The organism is Streptomyces thioluteus (genome assembly GCF_039535865.1).
The window spans coordinates 1-25,501 of record NZ_BAAAXZ010000117.1; the positions used below are offsets into that span (position 1 = coordinate 1).

Below are 25,501 nucleotides of genomic sequence, written 5' to 3' on the forward strand. Positions count from 1 at the left end.
AGGGAGGCGGCCGAGGAGACGCAGCCGTCCCTCTCCCGGGCGAAGGCCGGGCGAAGGCGCGGACCGCCGGCAGCGGGGCGGTTGAGGCGGTCGGCGTAACGGACCGGGGGGACAGATACGGGTCTCGCCACGTGGGTGCGCGGGCCCCGCGAGGGGGCGCTCGGTCTGCTCGGTCATCGAGAGGCTTCGTTCTCGGTGGGCGGAGAGCCAGGCTCATCGACGGTGGGCGCTCAGCGCCGGCCAGGTTTACGGCTGAACGCCGCACCGAGGGCGTCCAGCGCACGGGGCGAACGTCCCGGCAGCGCAGGGCGGACCGGGGTACGCACCCACCATGTCGATGGGACTCCCTTCACCGGCGACAGATCGTCCGGTGGGTTCAGAGGAACACGACAGCGCTGGAGCAGCGGACGCGACAGCTGGCGTCCGGCTCGTCGCCGAACCGGTGGCCGCCGGGGAGCGGGGCCGGCGAGCACTGCGGTCCAGGCGGTTCCTCCAGGTCGACGGAGTCGGTGATCGCGGCGGTCGGGCCAGCAGGCTTCGCGCAGCGTATACGGCCGACGGTCGCGTATAAGGCGGGCCCGTCTGCGGGGGGCAGGCTGAGCAACCCCAGCGGCGGGGGTCCGCTCCCGGTGCCGCGACGCCCAGCGCCGCGTACAGCCGGCGGCGGCCGCTCGACCGGGCCGCACGGGGGAAAGGGGCCTCGCAGGATGAGGGCCCTACAGAGCTGCCCCGGCGACGGGCGGCGGAAGCTCGGCCCGCTGTCAGGGCTAGTAAGGAACGGAGAGGGCGCGGGTGCGCATGGACGGGCCGGGGCGGCCCGGGGAAAGTATGCGTCCGACGGCACGGCGGGCCAGGCTGGTCGGGGTCATGGTCCCCGGCGATGACTAGGTGAGGCGACGTACGCGGCCGCGGATAATCTCGGCGTGGGCCGACGATAGACGGTTGCCGTGCTGGGGTTCGTGTGCCGGCCGTCCCCGCCAGGTTCCTCGTCGCTTGCTGACGACGTGATGTTCCCTCGGCTGGCCGCGGCCTCCATATCCTCGTGCAAGGATCTTGCGGGGCACGGCGCCACCCCCCCCGGTGCCTGAGTCGTGTCGTCGGCGACCAGACAGCACGATGGATATCCGCGGTCTTCCCCCCTTCGGTCCGTGATCCATGCCCACCCCGACGCACGTGTCTCCAGCAGGCGAAACGGGTCGCGGACGCCGCCCGCACTCGGCCGGTACGGGCACGTTGGTATATGCCAGCCGCCCCGCGAGGCGGGCGAGCGCGCGTGCGTCAACCACGGCGCGCGATCGTGCCGGAAGCTAGTGCAGCAGCACTCCCCGCCGGCCGGACGCGATACACGCTGCGCCAGCGCTAAGCCGCGGGGCGCCGGCGCGGCGTACGTGACGATCCCGCCGGAACTCCGCCTTGCGACGCACGCGCCGCGTACATGCTACACGCGCAGAGCCCCGGCCGTACGGCGCGAGAGGGCGGCGCTTGTGTGCCGTGGTGCCGAGGGCTCTATGCGCTGCATCGGTCACGTCGCCGCCAGACGAGGATCGTTCGGCCAGTCATCGGATGCCAACGCGTGCGGAGTGCGCCTGACAGGGGCACCCGGGGAGAAGTGCGGGTCCCAGCGCGCTGGCTCGCCGCGGCGGACGGTGGTGTGGAGCCAGCCCTGCTGCATTCCTGTGTCGCACCTCGTCTGTGCCGTGCGTGGCGCGTTTCTTCGTCCACTCTCGCAGACGGGGGCGGTGGGCCGCCGCAGGATGCGGGCGTGCGGGTGACGGCGGCTGCCGGAGAGACCTGCCTTCCCGACTGTCCGCCTCTTCGACGTGTTCCTTCCGCGGATCTGCATCGGCCCCATCCGCGGGACGGAGGCCGTCCCCGTGTACGGGTGAATCCGCTCGCGGAGGACTCTTTGCGCCGCCGCATCGGCTACGAACTGGCCGTGCCCGAGCCACGCGCCGTTGCTCCTCATGAGGCCGTCCTTCACACCGCACACCGCCGTGTCCGGACAACTAGCCTGGCTCCATGCAACATTCTGTGTACTTCACGCTAAGGTGGGTGTCCTGCGATCATTCGAGGAGTCGATCGCCTGTCTACGAACAGATCTGCACGGGGCAGCTGGAGTGCGATGTGCAGCTTCCGCGCGAGGTGCGCCGTCGCTGGGCCGTCGGTTACCGTTCTTCCTGATAGAGCGGCCGCGAGGCGGATATTCGCGTCTCTGCTGGAAGATCACGGCGACGATCTGCAGGTGCCGGACGTCGTACAGAGGCGCTCTCGCAGGATCTCCGCGCACGTCGGCGCGGACATCATCGCGGCCGGTGCGCACGACCTCCCATCGGTCGCGTCACGATCTCTTGTTTATTATATGCCGGCATCCCCGACGTGGGCGATCTTCGTCTGTAGTACGTGGAAGGACCGCGAGCGAGGATCTGAGCGAGCGAGCACGGCGGCGAGGTCGTCAGCAGCGCAGCCTCGGTGGCGATCCCGCACTGCCGAGCCGATCGCGGGACGACGTACGCATCCGTCACCCGGTTCACAACGCGCGCTCGCAGCAGCGGCTGGACTGTTGTCGAGACACGGACGCGCCCGCAGAGACAGCACTGTACACATAGCCGCCGCGCCAGTCCATGGTACGGCACCAGCGTGCAGCAGGACCAGCAGGCCCGCATGCCGCCAGAGCCGTGGACGTGCCCGTCGGGCCAGGGTCGGCAGCAGGCCCGTGCAGAACACGGCGGTCTTGGGGTTGAGGCACGTTCGTCACCAGGCCCGGACACGTTACGGGCGCCGCGCGCCCTTCGCCGGCTCCCCGGACGAGCCAATGTCCGTCGTGACACCCTGCGGCCGACGTAGGGAGCGTCCGCCCGGCGGAGGCGATGGCGCGTTGTGGTGACCACCGGCCATGTAGTGTCGCCCGGGCACGCAGTCGTCAGGAGGGCGAGCACCCGCCACGGGCGTTGCTGGTCTGCATCCACATGCGGTCAGTGTGCGGGGTGAACCGTCCCCACCGGGTGCCATCAGTGGCCCGCGGGCCGGACACAGGCACCGTCTCGTACGCGAAGACGGCCGCCTGCGTCGGTCCCCGCAGGCCGAGTTTGAGCAGGATCCGGCTTGACTGCGTCTCTCACGGTCTGTTCGGCGACGACGACCGCTCGGCGATCTCGGCGTGGACAGCCCCTGGGACGACCAGCGACAGGACCTCCGTCTCGCGCTCGGTCATAGGGCGCCGACCCGCTCCTTCAGCGGGGCTCGCGGTCGTGTACGCGCCCAGCCGGGAGAACTCGCGATGAGCCGCTTGGTGACGACTCGGCGCGAGCAGGTCGTCACCTGTCGGCCACGACCCGTACGGCCTGGGCGAGTTCCTCGGCGGACGCGTCCTTGAGGAGGAAGCCGTGAGCACCGGCGCGCAGCGCCTCGTAGACGTACTCGTCCAGGTCGAAGGTGGTCATGACGAGGACCTTGACCGCGGCGTCGGCGGGGGCCGGTGATAGGCGGCGGTTGGCCTCGATGCCGCCGAGGACGGGCATCCGGATGTCGCATGAGGACGACGTCGGGGGCGAGTTCGGCGACCTTGCCGACGGCGTCGAGCCGTCCACGGCCTGGCCAGACGACCTCGATGCCTGGCTCGTCATCGAGCAGCATCGGAGAAGCCCTGCCGGACCATCACCCTGGTCGTCGGCGATGAGCACGCCGGATGGTCGTCACGGGTGTCCTCGGTGGGATGAGCAGTGGGCGAGGACGGCGTGACCTCGTAACCGCCGTCGGCGGTGCCGGTGGCGAGGTCGCCGCCGCAGCATGGCGGCGCGTTCGCGCATTGCCGAGGAGCCCGTGGCCGGCGCCTCGGCGAGGGGCGGTTGCGGGCGCTCGGGCGCGGAGTTGGTGATGCGGGACGGCGAGGGTGCCGGGCGCGTACGCCGTCCTCGACGCGCACCGCCGCGCCGGGCGCGTGCCGCATCGCGTTGCTCAGGGCTTCCTGGACGATGCGGTAGGCGGACAGTTCGACGCCGGGCGAGAGCGGCCGTACGGGGCCGGTGGTGGCGGTGGTGACGGAGACTCCGGCGCCGCGCACCGTGGCGACCAGGTCGTCGAGTTGGGTCGAGGGTGGGCTGCGGCGCCTCGGACGGGCCGTCCGCTCCGCGCAGGACGCCCAGGACGCGGCGGAGTTCGGTAGTGCCTCGACGGCGCTCCCGCGGATGGCGGCGAGATTCTCCCGCAGCTCCGGGAGGGGTTCTCGACGAGGTGCGGGACGACCTGCGCCTGGATGGAGACGACGGACATGTGGTGGGCGACGACGTCGTGCAGTTCGCGCGCGATGCGGCCGCGCTCCTCCAGGAGGGTGCGGCGGGCCCGTTCCTCGGCGGTGAGTTCCTGCTGCTCGGTGAGGCGGGTGCGCGGGCCCACCGCCCTGGCGCAGCGAGGAGCCGAGCACGACGGCCAGGGTGAAGATCAGTGCGGCCCAGGTGGTGGCCTGCGGACGGCGCCCCGCGTCGAGCACGATGCCGGCGGCTCCCGCGAGCAGGGTGACGGCACACGCCACGACCGCCGCGAGGGGGCGGACCCGCAGCGTCGAGCAGAAGCAGGACGAGGTGTGTGCAGGAGGAGCGCGGACACGGTCCAGGGCCACCAGACGGTCACCCTGGCCCGGGCTCGTCCGCCAGCACCCCGGTCAGGGACAGGGCGAAGGCCGACAGCCACCAGGCGGGGCGGGACGGGAGAGGGCGAGGACGACGGGGACGGACTGGAGCGCGGTGAGGAGTGCCACGGTCGAGTCCGGCGCCGAGGATGTGCGCGTTCTCGTTGGCGTTGTAGAGGGCCAGGAGGGCGCGAGCAGCATCACATGGATGTGCGGCAGCGGGCCCAGCCAGACGGAGCGCGGCATGGGATCGCGCGCGAGCGTGAACAGATCCGTGCGCAGGGTACGCGGTATCGCGCGCAGCGCGGCGCGACTGCCTGTTCCTTGGTACCTCTTCTGTCCCCCCGTTTCACAGGAGTCACCCTAGACATGTCGTACCTCCTGTGCACCGGCGGGACGTCGCAATTCGTGGATGTGGAAGGCGGACCGGCACACCAGCGCAGCGCCGCCGCGAACACGGCAGCCAGGCCAGCCGGGCCAGCACCCAGTCCCGGCCCGTCGGGAGGGTGTGCAGTCCGGGCAGGGGCGGCCGGCCGGCGAGGGAGCCGAGGGCGGTGACCGCCATCATCGCGGTCTGGTGCCAGAGGAAGACGGTCATGGGCGGAGAGGTTGAGCAGGGCCACCGCCGCCCAGACGGCGGGCCGGCGCAGCACGCGGCGCAGGCGGGCCGAGGCAGCAGCAGGGCCGCCCCGCACTGGGCGAGGCCGAAGGTGACGGCGGCGAGGGTGGGCGGGTTGAGGTTGGAGATCCGGGCGCCGGGGACGCCGACCATGGCGCGGGGTACCCCGGCCCACAGCACGAGCGCGGCGGTGGCGGCGGCCCCGCCGAACAGCAGCGCCCAGCCCGCCGGTTGCCCCGGGACGGGGGTGCGGCCACCGAGGCAGTACGGCACGAGCCAGCCGCCGCCGCCACGTTGAGCCAGCCGAGATCGCGCGCGTCGAGGCCGAAGCGGACCAGGTCGACGAGGAGGACGACGGCGAACGGGCCAGAGCGGGTGCAGCCGCGCGACGAGCGGGGTCGCCGCCGTGAGCACGGCGAGGACGAGCTAGGAACCACAGCGGGGAGAGCACCAGTTTGTAGCAGCGCGTAGCAGCGTCTCCCACGACGTCCGGCGGCCAGCATCGCCCCGGCCGCCGCCGACCAGACGGCGGTCACGGCGGACGACCGGGCCGAACAGCCGGGACAGCCGGACCCCGAGCCACCGCCGGTAGGGCACGCGCCGGAGGCGTGACTCGCGGCGGCCACCCGCCCGCCCACCATGAGAAGGACGGCCAGCGGCTGGAGCAGCCAGGAGACGGGTGTGAGGGCGGGCAATGGCGTGTCAGCGGGCTGACGGCGCGCAGCGTGCCGCTGTCGGTCACGTAGCGCGGTGACCAGCAGTGGCCGAGCACTACGCCGAGGATGGCGAAGCGTCGCGCAGCGCGTCGAGGGCGCGGTCGCGGGCCGGGCGTGGGTCCGCTGGCGTCGATGCGCCGGGACGAGGTTCACGCACGCGTGCCCGTGACGATGCGGGCGATGCTGTCCAGGGGGACGATCCGGGCTTCAGATATGTCGCTGTGGGCCGCCGTCGCCCGCCGCGAAGAGGGTGGGCGCCGAAGAAGGCGGGGCGACACCGGGTCGGTGCCGAACCCGAGGGGTGGTGAAGGGCAGTTCGAGGCGGGTGTGCGGCACGTCGCCGACCCAGTCGCCGGTGGCGCGGCCGGCCCAGACGGTGGGCCCGGTGTGCAGGCGGCGGACGTCGGGGGCGCCGTGTGCCGGGGGCTGCCGTAGAGGACCGAGGTCGGCGGACATGTCGAGCCCGGAGCGGCCGCCGCAGACCACCGAAGTCCGTAGGAGTGTGCACAGTACCGAGGGTGTCGGGCGCGGGGGTGCGGCCGTCCGCAACCCGCGACGAACGTGCGCATGTTCACCGGCTGCCATGTCCGCCCGGCCGGGGTTGAGCACCTCGGCTGCTCGCCGTGGGCCGGGGGTGCGGTAGCCGAGCCAGGCGACGGACGGCGACCGCGCGCCGAGCCGTTCCGTGCGAGGCCGTCGCGCCGGCGCGCAGCCGCCCGTACTTCTCCGGCCGGTGTCCGACCGGGCACCAGCACGGCGATCCGGTCGGCCGGGACAGGTCGCCGACGACCTCGGCGGACCGGCCGCCGTCGCGGCCGTCGAAGGAGAGGAAGTGCCGGCCGGGCCCGGCCATGACCTCCAGCGCGGCGGCGCGCCGGTGGTCGCCGTGGGCGTCGGCCGCCCGTTTCCGCCGCCAGGATGTCCCGGCGGACGGCGGCGTAACGGCCGTCGAGGGCGGCGGGGTGACGGACCGCAACGACGGCAGGGCGGTCGGCGCGGGCGCCGGGACGGCGGAGGGCCGGGCCTCGGCCGCCACGGGCACGGCCACGGAGGCGGCGACGAGTGCGGCGAGCAGGGTGCGGCGCGCACGGCGTGCGGGTGGGCGGGGCGTCATCGGGGGGCCTTCCGTACCGTTGTTCTCGGGGTGTTCGGTACGGACGTTAGAAACCGGGCCGTGTGGTCGGCGTCCCGCTGCGGGGGGCTTCCCGGAGTAGCCCCGAAGTATGACGGGTAGGGGGTCACAGCCCTCCTGAGCTGCGGCTTTGACTCGAACGGAAGATCGGTAGCCTTCTGCCCGCGCCGCTAGCTCAGTTGGCTAGAGCGACTGACTCATTAATCAGTAGGTTCGGGGTTTCGAGTCCCTGGTGGCGCACTGTTCATCGTGGCCCCCGACGGTTCGTCCGTCGCCACGGTCGTTTCGCGCCGTACGCCCGGTGGTACCCCTGCCGCATGCCCGGGACCGGACGCGGAGGTGCAGCGATGACCGAGAACGTGGGGGTGGCGGAGGCCGCCCCTCCGGGGGGCGACGGCCACGACGGCGGTGGTGGTGGCGACGCCGTGGTGCCGGTTCGACGACGTGCTGGGCGCGGCCGCGGCCGGACCGGCTGCTGGGAGGAGGGCTGCCACGCGCTGATGACCGAGGTACGGGACCGGGGCGCGGAGGCGGAGGCGGGCATCCCGCCGGTCTGGCGCTGCGCGGACCAGACGGCGCGGTTCCCCTCCCTGGCGGCGGCGGTGACGCGGCTGGCGCCACTGGCGATGACGTTGCTGGGGATCCGGTGCCGGACGCGCGGGTCTCCTTCGGCCTCACCATGCACAACGAACTCGCCGGTCACGAGCAGGCACAGCAGGCGCCGGTACGGGACTCCTCGGGCGCGGGCACAGGCACAGGCACAGGCGCGGGCACGGGCTCGGGCTCGGGCTCGGGCGACCCGGGCCGGATCACCTTCCTCTACCACCTGCACCGCAGACCGCGCGGGTTCACCGGCGGCCAGACGCGGATCTTCGACAGCGCGGTCCGCGAGGGGCTGCCGGGCATCGCGGAGTCCTTCCGGGACGTCCAGCCCGACCACGACTCCCTCGTCTTCTTCCCCTCCGACGCCTGGTACAGGGTCCGGCCCGTGACCAGCCCGTCCGCGAAGCTGCTGGACAGCCGGTTTCGCCTTCCACGGCGGCTCGGCGCGGCCGCCCGGTGACCCCGTTGCTGACGGTCGCCGTCACCGTCCCCGACGACGGCCACACAGCGGCGTACTTCACCGCACTGGCCCTCCGGCTCCACCACCCCGAGGCCGCCGCCCCGCTGCGAACTCCTCGTCGTCCACGGGACCCGGACGCCCCCGCCGCGTCCGCCCTGCGCGGCTCCCCTGGCTGCGGTACACCTCCTGCGACCGGGTCCGCGGCTCGGCCCTGCGGGACCTGGCGGTCCGCGAGGCCCGCACCGAGTGGGTGCTGTGCGTGGGAACTCCGGGTGGCTGCTGGTGCCCGGCGCGGTCGCCCGCCTCCTCTCCTTCGCCGACGCGCGTCCCGTGCGCGCGATCTGCTCCAGGGGCCCCCTGCTGAGGACGACCTGTGCACCGTGCACACGCACCGGGACCCGGTGTTCGACGGCGCCTCGTTCGGGACGTGGGGCTGCGACCCGCGCGGTGCGGAGGCGGACGCGCCGCCGTTCGAGATCGGCATGCAGGATCTGGGGCTGTTCGCCTGCCGACGGGAGGCGTGGGCCGGCTTCAACCCGCGGCTGCGGGGCACGGCGCGGAGGAGGGGTACCTGCACAAGAAGTACCGGGCGGCGGGGGCGCGGGTGTTGTGCCTGCCCTTCCTCCGCTGGACGCGCCGCCGGTCCGCCCTCCCCGTCGCTTCCGATCCGGCCGCACTGTGCCGCGACCGGCTCCTCGCGTGGGAGGAGGGCGGGGCTGGCGGTGGAACCGGTCGTCGACCACTGCCGTGAGGTGTACGGGGACGCGGTCGACGGGTGGGTGGCGGAGCATGCGGCGGAGCGGGGGCATGCGCTGGACTACTTCGACGCGGTGTTCTGCGTCAACTCCGATGCGGAGCCGTTCCGTTGGGTCGCCGCGTCCCGGCACTTCCGGCGGCTGGGCGCCGACGGGATCGTCCGCCGGCTGCCGGCCGCGGTCGTGGCCGGCGATCCGGCGGCCCGGGCACGCGCTGTCCCACCGGCGGGCGGTGGAACAGGCGCGGCGGCGCGGGCTTTCGCATGTGCTCGTCTTCGAGGACGACGTCGCCTTCTGCCACGACGCGGGGATGTTGCTGCGGGCACATGTTGGGGGGAGCTGGCGGATCGGCGGTGGACGTGTGTGTGCTGGGTGGGGGTGCGGTGGCGTATCACGCGCGGGTGTTCGACCGGATGCTGTCCGAACTGCCGTCGCGGGGAGGGAAGATTGCGGGTGTGGGTGCGGGCGCATGGTGGGTTGGGAGGGGTATTGGGGGCGTGCGGTTTTGGGGAGGGGGTGGTGCGGGTTGCTCCGGCGGTGTCGGTGCGGGTGGGGTGTTGAGGGTTCGCCCGGTCCCGCCCTTTCACCGTTTCCGCGCAGGGGGCTGCGCCCCTGCGCCACCCCGCCGGGGGCTCCGCCCCCTGGCCCCCGAAGCGCCCTCCGGGCGCTGTCCTCAAGCGCCGGACGGGGCTGATTTCGAACCCCGAAAGGGGGCCCAGGGCTCGGGCCCGGTCAGGGGTGCAGGGGGCGAAGCCCCCGCCGGGGTGCAGGGGCGAAGCCCCCGCCGGGGTGCAGGGGCGGAGCCCCTCCCTGCCGCGCGCGCCGCGCGGTGCGGCCCCGGGGCGGAGCCCCGGAGAAACGGTGAAAGGGCGGGGCCGGGGCAAACCCCCCTCAACAACCCACCCGCACCGGCAACACCACCCGCACCACCAACCCCCGCACCTCCACCCTCGCAACCTCCTCCGCCAACTCCTCCACCCCCCGCACCGCCGCCGTCCTCCGTCCCGTCATCCGTCACCTCGACCACCACCTCCTCCGCCCCCGGCGACCATCCGGAGGCTCCGCCGTCGACGCCCCCGCATGACGCACCGCCTGCGTCAGCGCCTCCTCCGCGACGCGGTACACCGCCGCCTCGCAGGCCGCGGACAGGACGGGACGGTGTCGGGGACGTCCGCCGAGACGTGGGCGCCCGAGAAGCGGGCGGCCAGGCGCGCGCGGGCCTCCGGGAGGGCCGTGTTTCGTCGACGGTCCGGCGGGCGCAGGGCCGTCGGCGAGGCGGGCGTACCTCGCGGGAGGCCGTGCTCCGCGCCGACGCGCGCCGCGTCGAGCATCTGCCGCGGCACCCGGGCCTCCGGCGGCAGCAACGACCCGGCGGTCTCCACGTTGTAGCCGGAGCGTCGCGAGGACGGGGCCGAGACCGTCGTGCAGTTCGCGCCGCAGTCCGCCGCCGTTCGTCCTCCCGGCCGGCCACCTCCCGTTTCCCCGCCGGCCCGCAGCCCCTCGCACAGCCCGGCGTCGCGGATGACGGGGCGAGCGGGCGGCGAGGAGTTCGAGCACGGCGCGGTCCGTCCTCGTCCAGACCGGCCGCGCCGAACCGTAAGGCGGGCACGACGCACTCGCCGTGGTACCGGAGGTCGACGGTCGCGCCGTCGGCGACGCCCCGCCCGGCGCGCGGCGAGTTCGCGGAAGCGCTGCGGCGTCCCGCACCGTCAGGGGCCGCGCGTGCATGCGCAACCCGCGGACGAGGACGTCGCACACGCCGCGGGCCGCCTCGCCCGGCGCCCTGCGGCGGGCGAGTTCGTCGCCGAGAGCGAGCGCAGTCTGCCGTACGGAGGCCCGGCGGCCGTACGGCAGCAGGTCGGCGGTGCGCAGCAGCCGCCGGACGGCCGCGGGGCGACGAGGTGACCAGGTCCCGAGGGCCACGGCCGCGGCGGTGACGCGCGAGGGTCGCGAACCCGTCCGTCAGCAGCGCGCACAGCCGCGCGTAGAGGCGGGAGAGGTGCGAGGCCCAGCACGAGGGTGACCACGGCGGGCCGCACCAGGCGGTTCGGGCGGACGGGGTCGCCGGCGCAGACGAGGGCCACGGCGAGGGCGTGCGGCCACCGCACTGCCCGGCAAGCAGTACGCACCGCACGCCAGCAGCAGACCACGAGCCGGTGCCGGGCGACGCCCCGGGCCCGTACCGCGCGCACGGGACGAGCCAGGCCAGCACCGCGAGGGCGCTGTCGCCTGCGGCAGCCAGGGAAGCGGTCGGCGAAGGACGGGCGACGCTCAGGGCACTGCCGTAGACCACACACCGCCGCGGCGGTGACCGCTCTCCGGACCGGCGACGGGGGCTCGGGGCCCGGCGAACCAGAGCGAAGGAGCGCGAACGCGCCCATTGCCCGCCGAGCGCCCCGCACTCGTCAGGAGCGGGATCCAGCCGGGCGGCAGCGGACCCCGACCGGGGACGCCGCCGGCCCGTCGAGCGCGACGGAGCACGTACAGGCCCCATAAGGGCGGAGACGGCGAACAGGGCGCGGGCGAGCGGCCGCCCGCTCCGGGCGCGGCCTTGCGCAGGACGGACACCCCCGCCGCCAGGAAAAGCCGGCCGTCACCAGATCGGCGGCCGGTCCGCAGGAGTTCGGCCGGGCCGCCGCCGAGCGCGGCCAGGGCGAGCGCGGCCACGGCGGGGACCAGGCACAGTCCGGCGAGGCAGTGGCCGGTCAAGGGCCGCCGGTCCCCGGCCGCCCTTGAGGACGGGGCTGGCGGGGACACAGGGGCGAGTGAGCCGTTTCAGTGACACAGGGTATGTATGCGCTCAAAAGGTTGGGCGATCAATCCTTGTCGGACCTCCGCACCGTTTTTGCTTCGGAACGGAAGATCGGTAACGTTCTGCCCGCGCCGTCTAGCTCAGTTGGTTAGAGCGACTGACTCTTAATCAGTAGGTCCGGGTTCTGAGTCCCTGGTGGCGCACGGGAGTTCAGGGCCCTGCCGGTCACATCCGGCAGGGCCCTGACGCGTTCTCAGCCCCCGGGGTTAGATCCGCTCCAGCGCCTGCCAACCGCTGTCGCGCTCACGCGCACGGCCTCCTCCGCCCGCCCGCCGCCGCGCAGGGCCGAAGAGCCGTTTGGCGACAGGAGATATAGCCGACCACGGCCAGGTTGATCAGCAGAGTGCAGACCTTTCAAGGCGCTGACGTGCCCGGTCAGCTCGTAGACCTCGGGGACGAGCAGCACGCTCGTCGCGACGAAGGTGAGGTACTCGGCCCAGCGGCGCCGCGCGGCCACAGCCCGATCGCCTCCACGCCCTCCAGCACGGCGTACGGCGGCGATCACCAGCCCGATCGCCCACAGCGCGTGCGTGTCGTTCGCGGCGAACGCCCGGTCCAGATCGCCGACGAGGCCGTGCCCGCGGACGCCGCTGGTGCCGCCGACGCCGTTCTGCAGGTCCGTCGGACGACCCCGGTAGAAGGGCCCCCGGAGCCGCCGGCGCTCGTGGGCGAAGAGGAAGACGGCGACCGCCAGCACGCCGAGGACCACGAAGTGCACCAGCCGTCGATCGCGAATCAGCCGCAGCACGTAGCGGGTCCCGCAGCGGCCTGGCCGCGAGCGGGAGTTCGATCTCCGCGCGCCCCTCGGGGACCTCGCGCCCTGGGCCGGTCCGGCGGGGGCAGCGGCAGCCACGCGTCGCAGCGCAGACAGCGTGGCCAGCGGTGGCCGTCGGGTGTCTCGCGCACCAGGAGCGCGTCGTCGGGGCGGACGGCGGGCGGCGTCGGTGCCGACGAGGCGGTGGCGTGGAGCGCGCACTTCCAGCAGTTCGTAGCCGATACCTGCGCCGCGCGCGGCCGTACGCCGAGCGGGCATCAGGCGCCAGGGGAGTGGTCCGCCACCGATGTCCCCTTCGTTCCCACTCCGCACGAAGCGATTATGCGATCCACCCCGTCCCTGCACGCACTATCACACGTGAGTGATCTCTCTCAACACACAAAAGAATAGCAGCAAACTAGGACAAAACACAGGAGGAGTACAAAACGGAGGAGGAGAAAAGAGAGAGATCACTCACGTGTGATATGCGGTGCAGGGGACGGGGGTGGATCGCCATAATCCTGTGCGGAGGGAACGAAGGGGGACATCGGTGGCGGACTCCCCGGGCCTGGTGCCCGCTCCGGGCGTACGGCCGCGGCGGCGCAGGATCGGCTACGAACTGCTGGAGTGCGCGCTCCACGGCCACCGCCTCGTCGGCACCGACGCCGCCCGCGTCCGCCCCGACGACGCGCTCCTGGTGCGCGAGACACCCCGACGGCCACCGCTGGCACCGCTGTCTGCGCTGCGACGCGTGGCTGCCGCTGCCCCCGCCGGACCGGCCCGGGCGCGAGGTCCCCGAGGGGCGCGCGGAGATCGAACTCCCGCTCCGCGGCAGGCCGCTGCGGGACCGCTACGTGCTGCGGCTGATCGCGATCGACCGGCTGGTGCACTTCGTGGTCCTCGGCGTGCTGGCGGTCGCCGTCTTCCTCTTCGCCCACGAGCGCCGGCGGCTCCGGGGGCCCTTCTACCGGGTCGTCGACGACCTGCAGAACGGCGTCGGCGGCCCCAGCGGCGTCCGCGGGCACGGCCTCGTCGGCGATCTGGACCGGGCGTTCGCCGCGAACGACCGCACGCTGTGGGCGATCGGCCTGGTGATCGCCGCGTACGCCGTGCTGGAGGGCGTGGAGGCGATCGGGCTGTGGCGCGCGGCGCGCTGGGCCGAGTACCTCACCTTCGTCGCGACGAGCGTGCTGCTCGTCCCCGAGGTCTACGAGCTGACCGGGCACGTCAGCGCCTTGAAGGTCTGCACTCTGCTGATCAACCTGGCCGTGGTCGGCTATCTCCTGTTCGCCAAACGGCTCTTCGGCCTGCGCGGCGGCGGGCGGGCGGAGGAGGCCGTGCGCGAGCGCGACAGCGGTTGGCAGGCGCTGGAGCGGATCTACCCCGGGGGCTGAGAACGCGTCAGGGCCCTGCCGGATGTGACCGGCAGGGCCCTGAACTCCCGTGCGCCACCAGGGACTCGAACCCCGGACCTACTGATTAAGAGTCAGTCGCTCTAACCAACTGAGCTAGCGGCGCGGGCAGAACGTTACCCGATCTTCCGTTCGAAGCAAAACGGTGCGGAGGTCCGACAAGGATTGATCGCCCAACTTTGAGCGCATACATACCCTGTGTCACTGAACGGCTCACTCGCCCCTGTTGTCCCCGCCGCCCCGTCCTCAAGGGGCGGGGGACCGGCGGCCCTTGCCGGCCACTGCCTCGCCGGACTGTGCCTGGTCCCCGCCGTGGCCGCGCTCGCCCTGGCCGCGCTCGGCGGCGGCCCGGCCGAACTCCTGCGGACCGGCCGCGATCTGGTGACGGCCGGCTGTTTCCTGGCCGCGGGGGTGTCCGTCCTGCGCGGCCGCCGCCCGGAGCGGCGGCCGCTCGCCCGCGCCCTGTTCGCCGTCTCCGCCCTTATGGGGCTGTACGTGCTCGCCGTCGCGCTCGACGGGCCGGCGGCGTCCCCGGTCGCGGGTCCGCTGCCGCCCGGCTGGATCCCGCTCCTGACGAGTGCCGGGGGGCGCTCGGCGGGCAGGGCGCGTTCGCGCTCCTTCCGCTCTGGTTCGCCGGGGCCGAGCCCCCGTCGCCGGTCCGGAGAGCGGTCACCGCCGCGGCGGTGGTGGTCTACGGCAGTGCCCTGGCGTCCCCGTCCTTCGCCGACCGCTTCCCCTGGCTGCCGCAGGCGCTCGCCCTCGCGGTGCTGGCCTGGCTCGTCCCGTGCGCGGTACGGGCCCGGGGCGTCGCCCGGCACCGGCTCGTGGTCCTGCTGCTGGCGTGCGGTGCGTACTGGGGGCTGCCGGGCAGTGCGGTGGCCGCCGCCCTCGCCGTGGCCCTCGTCTGCGCCGCCGACCCCGTCCGGCCCGACCGCCTGGTGCGGCCCGCCGTGGTCACCCTCGTGCTGGGCCTCGCCCTCTCCCGCCTCTACGGCGGGCTGTGCGCGCTGCTGACGGACGGGTTCGCGACCTCGCGCGTCACCGCCGCGGCCGTGGCCTCGGGCCTGGTCACCCTCGTCGCCCCCGCCGGCCGTCCGGCGGCTGCTGCGCACCGCCGACCTGCTGCCGTACGGCCGCCGGGCCTTTCCGTACGGCAGACTGCGCTCGCTCGGCGACGAACTCGCCCGCCGCCGGGCGCCGGGCGAGGCGGCCCGGGCCGTGTGCGACGTCCTCGTCCGCGGGTTGCGCATGCACGCCGCGGCCCTGACGGTGCGGACGCCGCGCGGCTTCCGCGAACTCGCCCGCGCGGGCGGGGCGTCCGCCGACGGCGCGACCGTCGACCTCCGGTACCACGGCGAGTGCGTCGGCCGCCTTACGGTCGGCGCGGCCGGTCTGGACGAGGACGACCGCGCCGTGCTCGAACTCCTCGCCGCCCGGCTCGCCCCCGTCATCCGCGACGCCGGGCTGTGCGAGGGGCTGCGGGCCGGGCGGGAACGGGTGGTGGCCGGCCGGGAGGACGAACGGCGGCGGCTGCGGCGCGAACTGCACGACGGTCTCGGCCCCGTCCTCGCGACGATCCGGCTCAACGTGGAGACCGCCGGGTCGTTGCTGCCGCCGGAGGCCCGGGTGCCGCGGCAGATGCTCGACGCGGCGCGCGTCGGCGCGGAGCACGGCCTCCGCGAGGTACGCCGCCTCGCCGACGGCCTGCGCCCGCCGGACGTCGACGAACACGGCCTCCCGGAGGCCCTGCGCCGCCTGGCCGCCCGCTTCTCGGGCGCCCACGTCTCGGCGGACGTCCCCGACACCGTCCCGTCCCTGTCCGCGGCCTGCGAGGCGGCGGTGTACCGCGTCGCGGAGGAGGCGCTGACGCAGGCGGTGCGTCATGCGGGGGCGTCGACGGCGGAGCTCCGGATGGTCGCCGGGGCGGAGGAGGTGGTGGTCGAGGTGACGGATGACGGGACGGGGACGGCGGCGGTGCGGGGGGTGGAGGAGTTGGCGGAGGAGGTGGGGGGGAGGGTGGAGGTGCGGGGGTTGGTGGTGCGGGTGGTGTTGCCGGTGCGGGTGGGTTGTTGAGGGGGGTTTGCCCCGGCCCCGCCCTTTCACCGTTTCCTCCGGGGCTCCGCCCCGGGGCCCGGCACCGCGCGGCGCGCGGGCAGGGAGGGGCTCCGCCCCTGCACCCCGGCGGGGGCTTCGCCCCCTGCACCCCGGCGGGGGCTTCGCCCCCTGCACCCCTGACCGGGGCCGAGCCCTGGGCCCCCTTTCGGGGTCGAATCAGCCCGTCCGGCGCTTGAGGACAGCGCCCGGAGGGCGCTTCGGGGGCCAGGGGGCGGAGCCCCCGGCGGGGTGGCGCAGGGGCGCAGCCCCCTGCGGGAAACGGTGAAAGGGCGGGACCGGGGCGAACCCCCTCAACACCCCACCCGCACCGACACCGCCGGAGCAACCCGCACCACCCCCTCCCCAAACCGCCGCCCCCAATACCCCTCCAACCCCCCATGCGCCCGCACCCACACCCGCATCTTCCCTCCCCGCGACGGCAGTTCGGACAGCATCCGGTCGAACACCCGCGCGTGATACGCCACCGCACCCCCACCCAGCACACACACCGTCCACCGCCGATCCGCCAGCTCCCCCACATGTGCCCGCAGCAACATCCCCGCGTCGTGGCAGAAGGCGACGTCGTCCTCGAAGACGAGCACATGCGAAAGCCCGCGCCGCCGCGCCTGTTCCACCGCCCGCCGGTGGGACAGCGCGTGCCCGGCCGCCGGATCGCCGGCCACGACCGCGGCCGGCAGCCGGCGGACGATCCCGTCGGCGCCCAGCCGCCGGAAGTGCCGGGACGCGGCGACCCAACGGAACGGCTCCGCATCGGAGTTGACGCAGAACACCGCGTCGAAGTAGTCCAGCGCATGCCCCCGCTCCGCCGCATGCTCCGCCACCCACCCGTCGACCGCGTCCCCGTACACCTCACGGCAGTGGTCGACGACCGGTTCCACCGCCAGCCCCGCCTCCTCCCACGCGAGGAGCCGGTCGCGGCACAGTGCGGCCGGATCGGAAGCGACGGGGAGGGCGGACCGGCGGCGCGTCCAGCGGAGGAAGGGCAGGCACAACACCCGCGCCCCCGCCGCCCGGTACTTCTTGTGCAGGTACCCCTCCTCCGCGCCGTGCCCCCGCAGCCGCGGGTTGAAGCCGGCCCACGCCTCCCGTCGGCAGGCGAACAGCCCCAGATCCTGCATGCCGATCTCGAACGGCGGCGCGTCCGCCTCCGCACCGCGCGGGTCGCAGCCCCACGTCCCGAACGAGGCGCCGTCGAACACCGGGTCCCGGTGCGTGTGCACGGTGCACAGGTCGTCCTCCAGCAGGGGCCCCTGGAGCAGATCGCGCGCACCGGGACGCGCGTCGGCGAAGGAGAGGAGGCGGGCGACCGCGCCGGGCACCAGCAGCACCCCGGAGTCCACGCACAGCACCCACTCGGTGCGGGCCTCGCGGACCGCCAGGTCCCGCAGGGCCGAGCCGCGGACCCGGTCGCAGGAGGTGTACCGCAGCCAGGGGAGCCCGCGCAGGGCGGACGCGGCGGGGGCGTCCGGGTCCCCGTCGACGACGAGGAGTTCGCAGCGGGCGGCGGCCTCGGGGTGGTGGAGCCGGAGGGCCAGTGCGGTGAAGTACGCCGCTGTGTGGCCGTCGTCGGGGACGGTGACGGCGACCGTCAGCAACGGGGTCACCGGGCGGCCGCGCCGAGCCGGCCGTGGAAGGCGAACCGGCTGTCCAGCAGCTTCGCGGACGGGCTGGTCACGGGCCGGACCCGGTACCAGGCGTCGGAGGGGAAGAAGACGAGGGAGTCGTGGTCGGGCTGGACGTCCCGGAAGGACTCCGCGATGCCCGGCAGCCCCTCGCGGACCGCGCTGTCGAAGATCCGCGTCTGGCCGCCGGTGAACCCGCGCGGTCTGCGGTGCAGGTGGTAGAGGAAGGTGATCCGGCCCGGGTCGCCCGAGCCCGAGCCCGAGCCCGTGCCCGCGCCTGTGCCTGTGCCTGTGCCCGCGCCCGAGGAGTCCCGTACCGGCGCCTGCTGTGCCTGCTCGTGACCGGCGAGTTCGTTGTGCATGGTGAGGCCGAAGGAGACCCGCGCGTCCGGCACCGGGATCCCCAGCAACGTCATCGCCAGTGGCGCCAGCCGCGTCACCGCCGCCGCCAGGGAGGGGAACCGCGCCGTCTGGTCCGCGCAGCGCCAGACCGGCGGGATGCCCGCCTCCGCCTCCGCGCCCCGGTCCCGTACCTCGGTCATCAGCGCGTGGCAGCCCTCCTCCAGCAGCCGGTCGGCCGCGGCCGCGCCCAGCACGTCGTCGAACCGGCACCACGGCGTCGCCACCACCACCGCCGTCGTGGCCGTCGCCCCCGGAGGGGCGGCCTCCGCCACCCCCACGTTCTCGGTCATCGCTGCACCTCCGCGTCCGGTCCGGGCATGCGGCAGGGGTACCACCGGGCGTACGGCGCGAAACGACCGTGGCCCCCGACGGACGAACCGTCGGGGGCCACGATGAACAGTGCGCCACCAGGGACTCGAACCCCGAACCTACTGATTAAGAGTCAGTCGCTCTAGCCAACTGAGCTAGCGGCGCGGGCAGAAGGCTACCCGATCTTCCGTTCGAGTCAAAGCCGCAGCTCAGGAGGGCTGTGACCCCCTACCCGTCATACTTCGGGGCTACTCCGGGAAGCCCCCCGCAGCGGGACGCCGACCACACGGCCCGGTTTCTAACGTCCGTACCGAACACCCCGAGAACAACGGTACGGAAGGCCCCCCGATGACGCCCCGCCCACCCGCACGCCGTGCGCGCCGCACCCTGCTCGCCGCACTCGTCGCCGCCTCCGTGGCCGTGCCCGTGGCGGCCGAGGCCCGGCCCTCCGCCGTCCCGGCGCCCGCGCCGACCGCCCTGCCGTCGTTGCGGTCCGTCACCCCCGCCGCCCTCGACGGCCGTTACGCCGCCGTCCGCCGGGACATCCTGGCGGCGGAACGGGCGGCCGACGCCCACGGCGACCACCGGCGCGCCGCCGCGCTGGAGGTCATGGCCGGGCCCGGCCGGCACTTCCTCTCCTTCGACGGCCGCGACGGCGGCCGGTCCGCCGAGGTCGTCGGCGACCTGTCCCGGGCCGACCGGATCGCCGTGCTGGTGCCCGGGTCGGACACCGGCCCGGAGAAGTACGGGCGGCTGCGCGCCGGCGCGACGGCCCTCGCGGAACGGCTCGGCGCGCGGTCCGCCGTCGTCGCCTGGCTCGGCTACCGCACCCCGGCCACGGCGAGCGCCGAGGTGCTCACCCCCGGCCGGGCGGACATGGCAGCCGGTGAACTGCGCACGTTCGTCGCGGGGTTGCGACGGGCCGCACCCCGCGCCCGCACCTCGGTACTGTGCCACTCCTACGGCTCGGTGGTCTGCGGCCGGGCCGCCTCCGGGCTCGACGTCGCCGACCTCGTCCTCTACGGCAGCCCCGGCACCGGCGCCCCCGACGTCGCCGCCCTGCACACCCGGGCCACCGTCTGGGCCGGCCGCGCCACCGGCGACTGGGTCGGCGACGTGCCGCACACCCGCCTCGAACTGCCCTTCACCACCCTCGGGTTCGGCACCGACCCGGTGTCGCCCGCCTTCGGCGCCCACCTCTTCGCGGCGGGCGACGGCGGCCACAGCGACTATCTGAAGCCCGGATCCGTCCCCCTGGACAGCATCGCCCGCATCGTCACCGGGCACGGCCGTGCGTGACCTCGTCCGGCGCATCGACGCCGCGACCCCGCCCGGCCGCGACCGCGCCCTCGACGCGCTGCGCGCCTTCGCCATCCTCGGCGTGGTGCTCGGCCACTGGCTGGTCACCGCGCTCGTGACCGACAGCGGCACGCTGCGCGCCGTCAGCCCGCTGCACGCCATGCCCGCCCTCACACCCGTCTCCTGGCTGCTCCAGCCGCTGGCCGTCTTCTTCATGGTGGGCGGGCGGGTGGCCGCCGCGAGTCACGCCTCCCGGCGCGTGCCCTACCGGCGGTGGCTCGGGGTCCGGCTGTCCCGGCTGTTCGGCCCGGTCGTCGCCGTGACCGCCGTCTGGTCGGCGGCGGCCGGGGCGATGCTGGCCGCCGGGACGTCGTGGGAGACGCTGCACGCGCTGCTCAAACTGGTGCTCTCCCCGCTGTGGTTCCTGCTCGTCCTCGCCGTGCTCACGGCGGCGACCCCGCTCGTCGCGCGGCTGCACCCGCTCTGGCCGTTCGCCGTCGTCCTCCTCGTCGACCTGGTCCGCTTCGGCCTCGACGGCCCCGCCGATCTCGGCTGGCTCAACGTGGCGGCGGGCTGGCTCGTGCCGTACTGCCTCGGTGCCGCCACCCCGTCCCGGGGCAACCGGGCGGGCTGGGCGCTGCTGTTCGGCGGGGCCGCCGCCACCGCCGCGCTCGTGCTGTGGGCCGGGTACCCCGCCGCCATGGTCGGCGTCCCCGGCGCCCGGATCTCCAACCTCAACCCGCCCACCCTCGCCGCCGTCACCTTCGGCCTCGCCCAGTGCGGGGCGGCCCTGCTGCTGCTCGGCCCGCTGCGCCGCGTGCTGCGCCGGCCCGCCGTCTGGGCGGCGGTGGCCCTGCTCAACCTCTCCGCCATGACCGTCTTCCTCTGGCACCAGACCGCGATGATGGCGGTCACCGCCCTCGGCCTCCTCGCCGGCCGGCCCCTGCCCGGACTGCACACCCTCCCCGACGGGCCGGACTGGGTGCTGGCCCGGCTGGCCTGGCTGCCGGTGTTCGCGGCGGCGCTGCTGGTGTGCCGGTCCGCCTTCCACATCCACGAATTGCGACGTCCCGCCGGTGCACAGGAGGTACGACATGTCTAGGGTGACTCCTGTGAAACGGGGGGACAGAAGAGGTACCAAGGAACAGGCAGTCGCCGCGCTGCGCGCGATACCGCGTACCCTGCGCACGGATCTGTTCACGCTCGCGCGCGATCCCATGCCGCGCTCCGTCTGGCTGGGCCCGCTGCCGCACATCCATGTGATGCTGCTCGCCGCCCTCCTGGCCCTCTACAACGCCAACGAGAACGCGCACATCCTCGCGCCGGACTCGACCGTGGCACTCCTCACCGCGCTCCAGTCCGTCCCCGTCGTCCTCGCCCTCTCCCGTCCCGCCCCCGCCTGGTGGCTGTCGGCCTTCGCCCTGTCCCTGACCGGGGTGCTGGCGGACGAGCCCGGGCCCGGGGTGACCGTCTGGTGGCCCTGGACCGTGTCCGCGCTCCTCCTGCACACCCTCGTCCTGCTTCTGCTCGCGCTGCGGGTCCGCCCCCTCGCGGCGGTCGTGGCGCTGGCCGTCACCCTGCTCGCGGGAGCCGCCGGCATCGTGCTCGACGCGGGGCGCCGTCCGCAGGCCACCACCTGGGCCGCACTGATCTTCACCCTGGCCGTCGTGCTCGGCTCCTCGCTGCGCCAGGGCCGGGTGGCCCGCGCCCGCCTCACCGAGCAGCAGGAACTCACCGCCGAGGAACGGGCCCGCCGCACCCTCCTGGAGGAGCGCGGCCGCATCGCGCGCGAACTGCACGACGTCGTCGCCCACCACATGTCCGTCGTCTCCATCCAGGCGCAGGTCGTCCCGCACCTCGTCGAGAACCCCTCCCCGGAGCTGCGGGAGAATCTCGCCGCCATCCGCGGGAGCGCCGTCGAGGCACTCACCGAACTCCGCCGCGTCCTGGGCGTCCTGCGCGGAGCGGACGGCCCGTCCGAGGCGCCGCAGCCCACCCTCGCCCAACTCGACGACCTGGTCGCCACGGTGCGCGGCGCCGGAGTCTCCGTCACCACCGCCACCACCGGCCCCGTACGGCCGCTCTCGCCCGGCGTCGAACTGTCCGCCTACCGCATCGTCCAGGAAGCCCTGAGCAACGCGATGCGGCACGCGCCCGGCGCGGCGGTGCGCGTCGAGACGGCGTACGCGCCCGGCACCCTCGCCGTCCGCATCACCAACTCCGCGCCCGAGCGCCCCGCCCCGCCCTCGCCGGGCGCCGGCCACGGGCTCCTCGGCATGCGCGAACGCGCCGCCATGCTCGGCGGCGACCTCGCCACCGGCCCGACCCCCGACGGCGGTTACGAGGTCACCGCCGTCCTGCCCACTGCTCATCCCACCGAGGACACCCCGTGACGACCATCCGCGTGCTCATCGCCGACGACCAGGTGATGGTCCGGCAGGGCTTCTCCGTGCTGCTCGATGCCGAGCCCGGCATCGAGGTCGTCGGCCAGGCCGTGGACGGCCTCGACGCCGTCGGCAAGGTCGCCGAACTCGCCCCCGACGTCGTCCTCATGGACATCCGGATGCCCGTCCTCGGCGGCATCGAGGCCACCCGCCGCATCACCGGCCCCGCCGACGCCGCGGTCAAGGTCCTCGTCCTGACCACCTTCGACCTGGACGAGTACGTCTACGAGGCGCTGCGCGCCGGTGCCTCCGGCTTCCTCCTCAAGGACGCGTCCGCCGAGGAACTCGCCCAGGCCGTACGGGTCGTGGCCGCCGGTGACGCCCTGCTCGCGCCGAGCGTCACCAAGCGGCTCATCGCCGAGTTCTCCCGGCTGGGCGGTACACCGCGAGCCCCGCTGAAGGAGCGGGTCGGCGCCCTGACCGAGCGCGAGACGGAGGTCCTGTCGCTGGTCGCCCAGGGGCTGTCCAACGCCGAGATCGCCGAGCGGCTCGTCGTCGCCGAACAGACCGTGAAGACGCACGTCAGCCGGATCCTGCTCAAACTCGGCCTGCGGGACCGGACGCAGGCGGCCGTCTTCGCGTACGAGACGGGCCTGGTCCGGCCCGCGGGCCACTGATGGCACCCGGTGGACGGTCACCCGCCACACTGACCGCATGTGGATGCAGACAGCAACGGCCGTGGGCGTGCTCGCCCTCCTGACGATCGTTGCCCGGGCCCGACATGGCCGTGGTCACCAAAGCGCGCCATCGCCTCCGGCCGGGCGGACGCCCTCCGTACGGCCGCAGGGGTCACGACCGGACTTGCTCGTCCGGGGAGCCGGCGAAGGGCGCGCGGCGCCCGTACGTGTCCGCCTGGTGACGAACGTGCTCAACCCCAAGACCGCCGTGTTTCTGCACGGGCCTGCTGCCGTGACCCTGGCCCCGGACGGGCCGTCCACGGCGTGCGGCCATGGGCCTGCTGGTCCTGCTGCACGCGGTGCTGACCATGGGCTGGTCTCGGCGGCTATGTGTACGTCGTCTCGCGGCGCGGTCCGTGTTCGAACGGCCGCGCGTGCGGCGCGCGTTGACCGGGTGACCGGCGTCGTCCCGATCGTGCTTCGGCCTGCGGGTGCTCGCCACCGAGGCCGGCTGACGACCCGCCGCCGTCCCGCCAGTCCTGCTTGCGGTCTCACGTAACTCGAAGATCGCCCCGTCGGGCGTGCCGGCCATCGAGATTGCGGCCGATGGGCGGTCGGCACCGGGCCGGCGATGATGTCCGCGCGACCGCGCGGAGATCCGCGAGCGCCTCTGTCTGACGTCCGTCGCACCGCGATTCGTCGCCGTGATCTTCCGCAGGACGGACAATTCCGTCTACGGGGCCGTCTCATCAGGAAGACAATGAACGAACCGACGCCGCGACGGCGACCCCTCCGTCGCGGAAGCGCATCGTCCTCCGCTCCGGTCAGTCGTCGTAGCGGCGATCGAACTCCTCCTGATCGCGATCGCGACACCACCCTTAGCGAAGTCCCCAGACTGTTCATGGTGTAGCCAGGCATAGTTGTCGGCCGGCGGTGCGGAAGACTGGCCTCATGGGGAGGAACGGCCGTTGCTGTGCACCGCCTAGTTCGTGCGTGCTCGGCGGGCGCTCCTCCGCGAGCGGGTCACCCGTCTCCTGGGGACGGCCCGTACCGCGGGCGGGCGATGGCCCGCGGGAGTCCCGGACGAACGGTCGAACAGGGCGGGCTCGGGGATGGACTCCCCTCGGGCGCACGTCACCCGCACGCCCGCACCGGGCTGGCTCGCGTCTGCGAAGTGGACGAAACACGCGCACGCACGGCATGAGGTGCGCTCACGGAATGCAGCAGGCTCCACTACCGCCGCCCGGCGGCCGCGCGGCTCCGCACTTCCCGGCCACCCGAAGCCGCCCTGCGCGTGCTCCTCGAGCTGGCCGACGCTCTCGCGGCGTCCTGCGGACGCGGCCGAGAGCTGCGCCCGAGCCCACTCGGCGGCAGCGCCGCCCTCCGCCGCGCCTGCGCGTAACTGAGCGCGCGCGGGCTCGCGCGGGGATCCGGCGGACTCGTCGTCGCCGCTGCCGGGCGCCCTAAGCCCTGCATGCTCTGCGCTGTTCGCGTCGCCGGGCGGGGCGGAGGTGCTGCTCACGCGTGCCGTGCGCCGCCTGTACGCGCCGCTCGCCCGCGTCGCGCGGCGGCTGTGCGTACCACGAGTGCCCGGACCTGGCCGAGTGCGGCGCGGCGTCACCGACCCGTTCGCCCTGCTGGAGACCGTCGGCGCGGATCCGGCCGAGGGACGCAGACCGCGGTTCCTCGTGCATGTCCGGTCGCACTGCACGACGACACGACCGGCACCGTGGCGGCCGCCCGAGATCCTGCACGAGGTGTTGCGTAGGCCGCGGCGGCCGCCGACGGAACTCACGGTCCCGCGTCAGCGACGAGACCTGGCTGGGACGGCCGGCACGACCGCACGGCACCGGAAGTCTTCGTCACGCCCCGCCGAGATGTATCCGGACCAGCTGCGTCGGCGTCCTCACGTGTCTCGCCGGGCGGCCTGACGCCTGGGTGCGTACCGCCCTGCCGCCGTGCCGTCGCGCTCTTCGCGGGACCCGACTCGGGCCAACGACCTACACCTGCAAGACCACACAACACACCGCCAGCCCTCTCCGTCCTGGCTCGGCCATGCGGGCCGTCGAGCTTCGCGCCCGTGCTCGCCGTTGGCGGCAGCTCCTGTGGGACCATCTCGGCGACACGCACTGCACCCCGGTCCCGTGCGGGCCCGGGTGCGGCGGCCGCCGCGACGTGCGGCTGTACGCTTCGCGCTGCGCGGCGCGTCGGCCGCGGAGCGGACCACCGCCGCTGGGGTGCTCAGGCGCCCCCCGCACACGGGCCCGCCACTTCTACGCGGACCTCGGTCGAGCTGCGCGACCGCTGGCCCGCCGCGCGCATCCTCGACTCGCGTCGACTGAGACCGCCTGACCGCAGCTAATATGGACTCCAGGACTACAAACCCGGCCGTCCCACCGTCGGGCCCACCACTGCCGCTGCTGGCGACGAGCCGACGCACTGCGCGTCCGGTCTCTCCGCTGCGCTCGTCCTTCTCGGGACTCACCGACGATCTCGCGCGACGAGCCCTCGACGACCCGATCTCGCATCGCGCTGCCGCGTCGCCCGTGGCGCTGGACGCTCTCGTGCGGCGTTCGCCGCGAACTGGCGGCGCCTGAGCCGCCACGTCGATGAGCCTGCTCTCCCAACGGAGCCTCGATGACCGAGCAGACCGAGTCGCGCTCTCGCGGGCCGACCGCCCACGGGGAGCAGTATCTGGCCCCGTGTCGTTCTGCCGACCGCCTCAGCCGCGCTGCCGGGCGTCGCGCTAGCCTTCGCCCTCGGCTCGCCGGGCAGGGACGGCTGCGTCCCGTCGGCCTCGCCTCCC

The 25,501-nt window shown here is 74.1% G+C and carries 23 protein-coding genes, 4 tRNA genes and 1 pseudogene; 14 read left to right on the forward strand and 14 right to left on the reverse strand.

Going from position 1 to position 25,501, the window contains the following annotated elements; genetic code table 11:
• Positions 1-3,314 precede the first annotated feature (3,314 nt).
• The 6 genes and pseudogenes from ABD794_RS15430 to ABD794_RS15450 form a co-directional block, all read right to left on the reverse strand.
• The gene (locus tag ABD794_RS15430) at positions 3,315-3,623 is read right to left on the reverse strand and encodes a response regulator (RefSeq protein ID WP_344963879.1); all 309 of its coding nucleotides are present in this window, start codon (positions 3,621-3,623) and stop codon (positions 3,315-3,317) included.
• On the reverse strand, positions 3,620-4,060 hold the full coding sequence (locus ABD794_RS19040) for a hypothetical protein (protein ID WP_425586030.1): 441 nt from the start codon (positions 4,058-4,060) through the stop codon (positions 3,620-3,622). Before ABD794_RS19040 ends, ABD794_RS15430 begins: the two co-directional genes overlap by 4 nt.
• On the reverse strand, positions 3,955-4,392 hold the full coding sequence (locus tag ABD794_RS19045; RefSeq protein ID WP_425586031.1) for a histidine kinase: 438 nt from the start codon (positions 4,390-4,392) through the stop codon (positions 3,955-3,957). The genes ABD794_RS19040 and ABD794_RS19045 overlap by 106 nt, the downstream gene beginning before the upstream one ends.
• 265 nt (positions 4,393-4,657) lie before the next feature.
• On the reverse strand, positions 4,658-4,870 hold the full coding sequence (locus ABD794_RS15440) for a hypothetical protein (protein ID WP_344963884.1): 213 nt from the start codon (positions 4,868-4,870) through the stop codon (positions 4,658-4,660).
• 117 nt (positions 4,871-4,987) lie between these two features.
• A pseudogene (locus tag ABD794_RS15445) lies at positions 4,988-6,116 on the reverse strand (acyltransferase family protein).
• A gap of 50 nt (positions 6,117-6,166) precedes the next feature.
• Positions 6,167-7,048, reverse strand: a complete 882-nt coding sequence (locus ABD794_RS15450) for an alpha/beta hydrolase (protein ID WP_344963885.1) — start codon at positions 7,046-7,048, stop codon at positions 6,167-6,169.
• Positions 7,049-7,255: 207 nt separating this feature from the next.
• Here ABD794_RS15450 and ABD794_RS15455 point away from each other — a divergent pair.
• From ABD794_RS15455 to ABD794_RS15465, 3 genes are all read left to right on the forward strand, one after another.
• Positions 7,256-7,331, forward strand: a tRNA-Met gene (locus tag ABD794_RS15455).
• A gap of 406 nt (positions 7,332-7,737) precedes the next feature.
• Positions 7,738-8,154: a 2OG-Fe(II) oxygenase gene (locus ABD794_RS15460; protein WP_344963887.1), complete on the forward strand. Its 417-nt coding sequence runs from the start codon at positions 7,738-7,740 to the stop codon at positions 8,152-8,154.
• The gene (locus tag ABD794_RS15465; RefSeq protein WP_344963888.1) at positions 8,151-9,470 is read left to right on the forward strand and encodes a hypothetical protein; all 1,320 of its coding nucleotides are present in this window, start codon (positions 8,151-8,153) and stop codon (positions 9,468-9,470) included. The genes ABD794_RS15460 and ABD794_RS15465 overlap by 4 nt, the downstream gene beginning before the upstream one ends.
• 536 nt (positions 9,471-10,006) lie before the next feature.
• Here ABD794_RS15465 and ABD794_RS15470 read toward each other — a convergent pair.
• A complete protein-coding gene (locus ABD794_RS15470) occupies positions 10,007-10,525 on the reverse strand; it encodes a hypothetical protein (RefSeq protein WP_344963890.1) in 519 nt (172 codons plus the stop codon).
• A gap of 106 nt (positions 10,526-10,631) precedes the next feature.
• On the opposite strand from ABD794_RS15470, the gene ABD794_RS15475 reads away from it, so the two are divergent.
• Complete coding sequence (locus ABD794_RS15475) at positions 10,632-10,814, forward strand: hypothetical protein (protein ID WP_344963892.1); 183 nt, start codon at positions 10,632-10,634, stop codon at positions 10,812-10,814.
• Between the two features lie 366 nt (positions 10,815-11,180).
• Here the strand turns inward: ABD794_RS15475 and ABD794_RS15480 are convergent, their stop codons facing one another.
• Positions 11,181-11,666, reverse strand: a complete 486-nt coding sequence (locus ABD794_RS15480; RefSeq protein ID WP_344963893.1) for a hypothetical protein — start codon at positions 11,664-11,666, stop codon at positions 11,181-11,183.
• A gap of 123 nt (positions 11,667-11,789) precedes the next feature.
• Here ABD794_RS15480 and ABD794_RS15485 point away from each other — a divergent pair.
• Positions 11,790-11,864 (forward strand) — tRNA-Lys (locus ABD794_RS15485).
• Positions 11,865-11,914: 50 nt separating this feature from the next.
• Here ABD794_RS15485 and ABD794_RS15490 read toward each other — a convergent pair.
• The gene (locus ABD794_RS15490; RefSeq protein WP_344963895.1) at positions 11,915-12,469 is read right to left on the reverse strand and encodes a DUF2127 domain-containing protein; all 555 of its coding nucleotides are present in this window, start codon (positions 12,467-12,469) and stop codon (positions 11,915-11,917) included.
• A gap of 491 nt (positions 12,470-12,960) precedes the next feature.
• On the opposite strand from ABD794_RS15490, the gene ABD794_RS15495 reads away from it, so the two are divergent.
• Positions 12,961-13,869 (forward strand): DUF2127 domain-containing protein, encoded by a 909-nt coding sequence (locus ABD794_RS15495; RefSeq protein WP_344963898.1) that lies wholly within the window; start codon positions 12,961-12,963, stop codon positions 13,867-13,869.
• Between the two features lie 50 nt (positions 13,870-13,919).
• Here the strand turns inward: ABD794_RS15495 and ABD794_RS15500 are convergent.
• A tRNA-Lys gene (locus ABD794_RS15500) sits at positions 13,920-13,993 on the reverse strand.
• A 206-nt stretch (positions 13,994-14,199) separates the two neighbouring features.
• Between ABD794_RS15500 and ABD794_RS15505 the strand changes: the two genes are divergently transcribed.
• Positions 14,200-14,901 carry a hypothetical protein gene (locus ABD794_RS15505; RefSeq protein WP_344963900.1) on the forward strand — a complete coding sequence of 234 codons (702 nt, stop codon included), beginning with the start codon at positions 14,200-14,202 and terminating at the stop codon, positions 14,899-14,901.
• A gap of 54 nt (positions 14,902-14,955) precedes the next feature.
• Here ABD794_RS15505 and ABD794_RS15510 read toward each other — a convergent pair whose 3' ends face one another.
• Positions 14,956-15,141 (reverse strand): hypothetical protein, encoded by a 186-nt coding sequence (locus ABD794_RS15510; RefSeq protein WP_344963903.1) that lies wholly within the window; start codon positions 15,139-15,141, stop codon positions 14,956-14,958.
• Here ABD794_RS15510 and ABD794_RS15515 point away from each other — a divergent pair.
• Positions 15,136-15,960: a sensor histidine kinase gene (locus tag ABD794_RS15515; protein WP_344963904.1), complete on the forward strand. Its 825-nt coding sequence runs from the start codon at positions 15,136-15,138 to the stop codon at positions 15,958-15,960. The genes ABD794_RS15510 and ABD794_RS15515 overlap by 6 nt on opposite strands.
• 332 nt (positions 15,961-16,292) lie before the next feature.
• Here the strand turns inward: ABD794_RS15515 and ABD794_RS15520 are convergent, their stop codons facing one another.
• The 3 genes from ABD794_RS15520 to ABD794_RS15530 form a co-directional block, all read right to left on the reverse strand.
• The gene (locus ABD794_RS15520) at positions 16,293-17,606 is read right to left on the reverse strand and encodes a hypothetical protein (RefSeq protein ID WP_344963905.1); all 1,314 of its coding nucleotides are present in this window, start codon (positions 17,604-17,606) and stop codon (positions 16,293-16,295) included.
• A complete protein-coding gene (locus ABD794_RS15525) occupies positions 17,603-18,316 on the reverse strand; it encodes a 2OG-Fe(II) oxygenase (protein ID WP_344963907.1) in 714 nt (237 codons plus the stop codon). Before ABD794_RS15525 ends, ABD794_RS15520 begins: the two co-directional genes overlap by 4 nt.
• A gap of 110 nt (positions 18,317-18,426) precedes the next feature.
• Positions 18,427-18,500: transfer RNA gene (locus ABD794_RS15530), tRNA-Lys, on the reverse strand.
• 183 nt (positions 18,501-18,683) lie between these two features.
• Between ABD794_RS15530 and ABD794_RS15535 the strand changes: the two genes are divergently transcribed.
• From ABD794_RS15535 to ABD794_RS15560, 6 genes are all read left to right on the forward strand, one after another.
• Complete coding sequence (locus ABD794_RS15535) at positions 18,684-19,634, forward strand: alpha/beta hydrolase (RefSeq protein ID WP_344963909.1); 951 nt, start codon at positions 18,684-18,686, stop codon at positions 19,632-19,634.
• Positions 19,627-20,736 (forward strand): acyltransferase family protein, encoded by a 1,110-nt coding sequence (locus tag ABD794_RS15540; RefSeq protein ID WP_344963911.1) that lies wholly within the window; start codon positions 19,627-19,629, stop codon positions 20,734-20,736. Before ABD794_RS15535 ends, ABD794_RS15540 begins: the two co-directional genes overlap by 8 nt.
• Before the next feature lie 10 nt (positions 20,737-20,746).
• Positions 20,747-22,027, forward strand: coding sequence for a sensor histidine kinase (locus tag ABD794_RS15545; RefSeq protein WP_344963913.1), 1,281 nt, complete (start codon positions 20,747-20,749; stop codon positions 22,025-22,027).
• The gene (locus ABD794_RS15550) at positions 22,024-22,695 is read left to right on the forward strand and encodes a response regulator (RefSeq protein ID WP_344963914.1); all 672 of its coding nucleotides are present in this window, start codon (positions 22,024-22,026) and stop codon (positions 22,693-22,695) included. Before ABD794_RS15545 ends, ABD794_RS15550 begins: the two co-directional genes overlap by 4 nt.
• Positions 22,696-23,027: 332 nt before the next feature.
• Positions 23,028-23,153, forward strand: a complete 126-nt coding sequence (locus ABD794_RS15555; RefSeq protein ID WP_344963915.1) for a hypothetical protein — start codon at positions 23,028-23,030, stop codon at positions 23,151-23,153.
• A gap of 1,053 nt (positions 23,154-24,206) precedes the next feature.
• Positions 24,207-24,626 (forward strand): hypothetical protein, encoded by a 420-nt coding sequence (locus ABD794_RS15560; RefSeq protein ID WP_344963918.1) that lies wholly within the window; start codon positions 24,207-24,209, stop codon positions 24,624-24,626.
• The last annotated feature ends 875 nt before the right edge of the window (positions 24,627-25,501 follow it).

Bases quoted from the DNA above. Each gene is read 5' to 3' on its own strand.
- ABD794_RS15430 (WP_344963879.1), bottom strand. From the start codon at position 3,623: ATGACGAGCCAGGCATCGAGGTCGTCTGGCCAGGCCGTGGACGGCTCG.
- ABD794_RS15440 (WP_344963884.1), bottom strand. From the start codon at position 4,870: ATGCCGCGCTCCGTCTGGCTGGGCCCGCTGCCGCACATCCATGTGATG.
- ABD794_RS15495 (WP_344963898.1), top strand. From the start codon at position 12,961: ATGCGGTGCAGGGGACGGGGGTGGATCGCCATAATCCTGTGCGGAGGG.
- ABD794_RS15515 (WP_344963904.1), top strand. From the start codon at position 15,136: ATGCACGCCGCGGCCCTGACGGTGCGGACGCCGCGCGGCTTCCGCGAA.
- ABD794_RS15525 (WP_344963907.1), bottom strand. From the start codon at position 18,316: ATGACCGAGAACGTGGGGGTGGCGGAGGCCGCCCCTCCGGGGGCGACG.
- ABD794_RS15535 (WP_344963909.1), top strand. From the start codon at position 18,684: ATGACGCCCCGCCCACCCGCACGCCGTGCGCGCCGCACCCTGCTCGCC.
- ABD794_RS15555 (WP_344963915.1), top strand. From the start codon at position 23,028: ATGGGCCTGCTGGTCCTGCTGCACGCGGTGCTGACCATGGGCTGGTCT.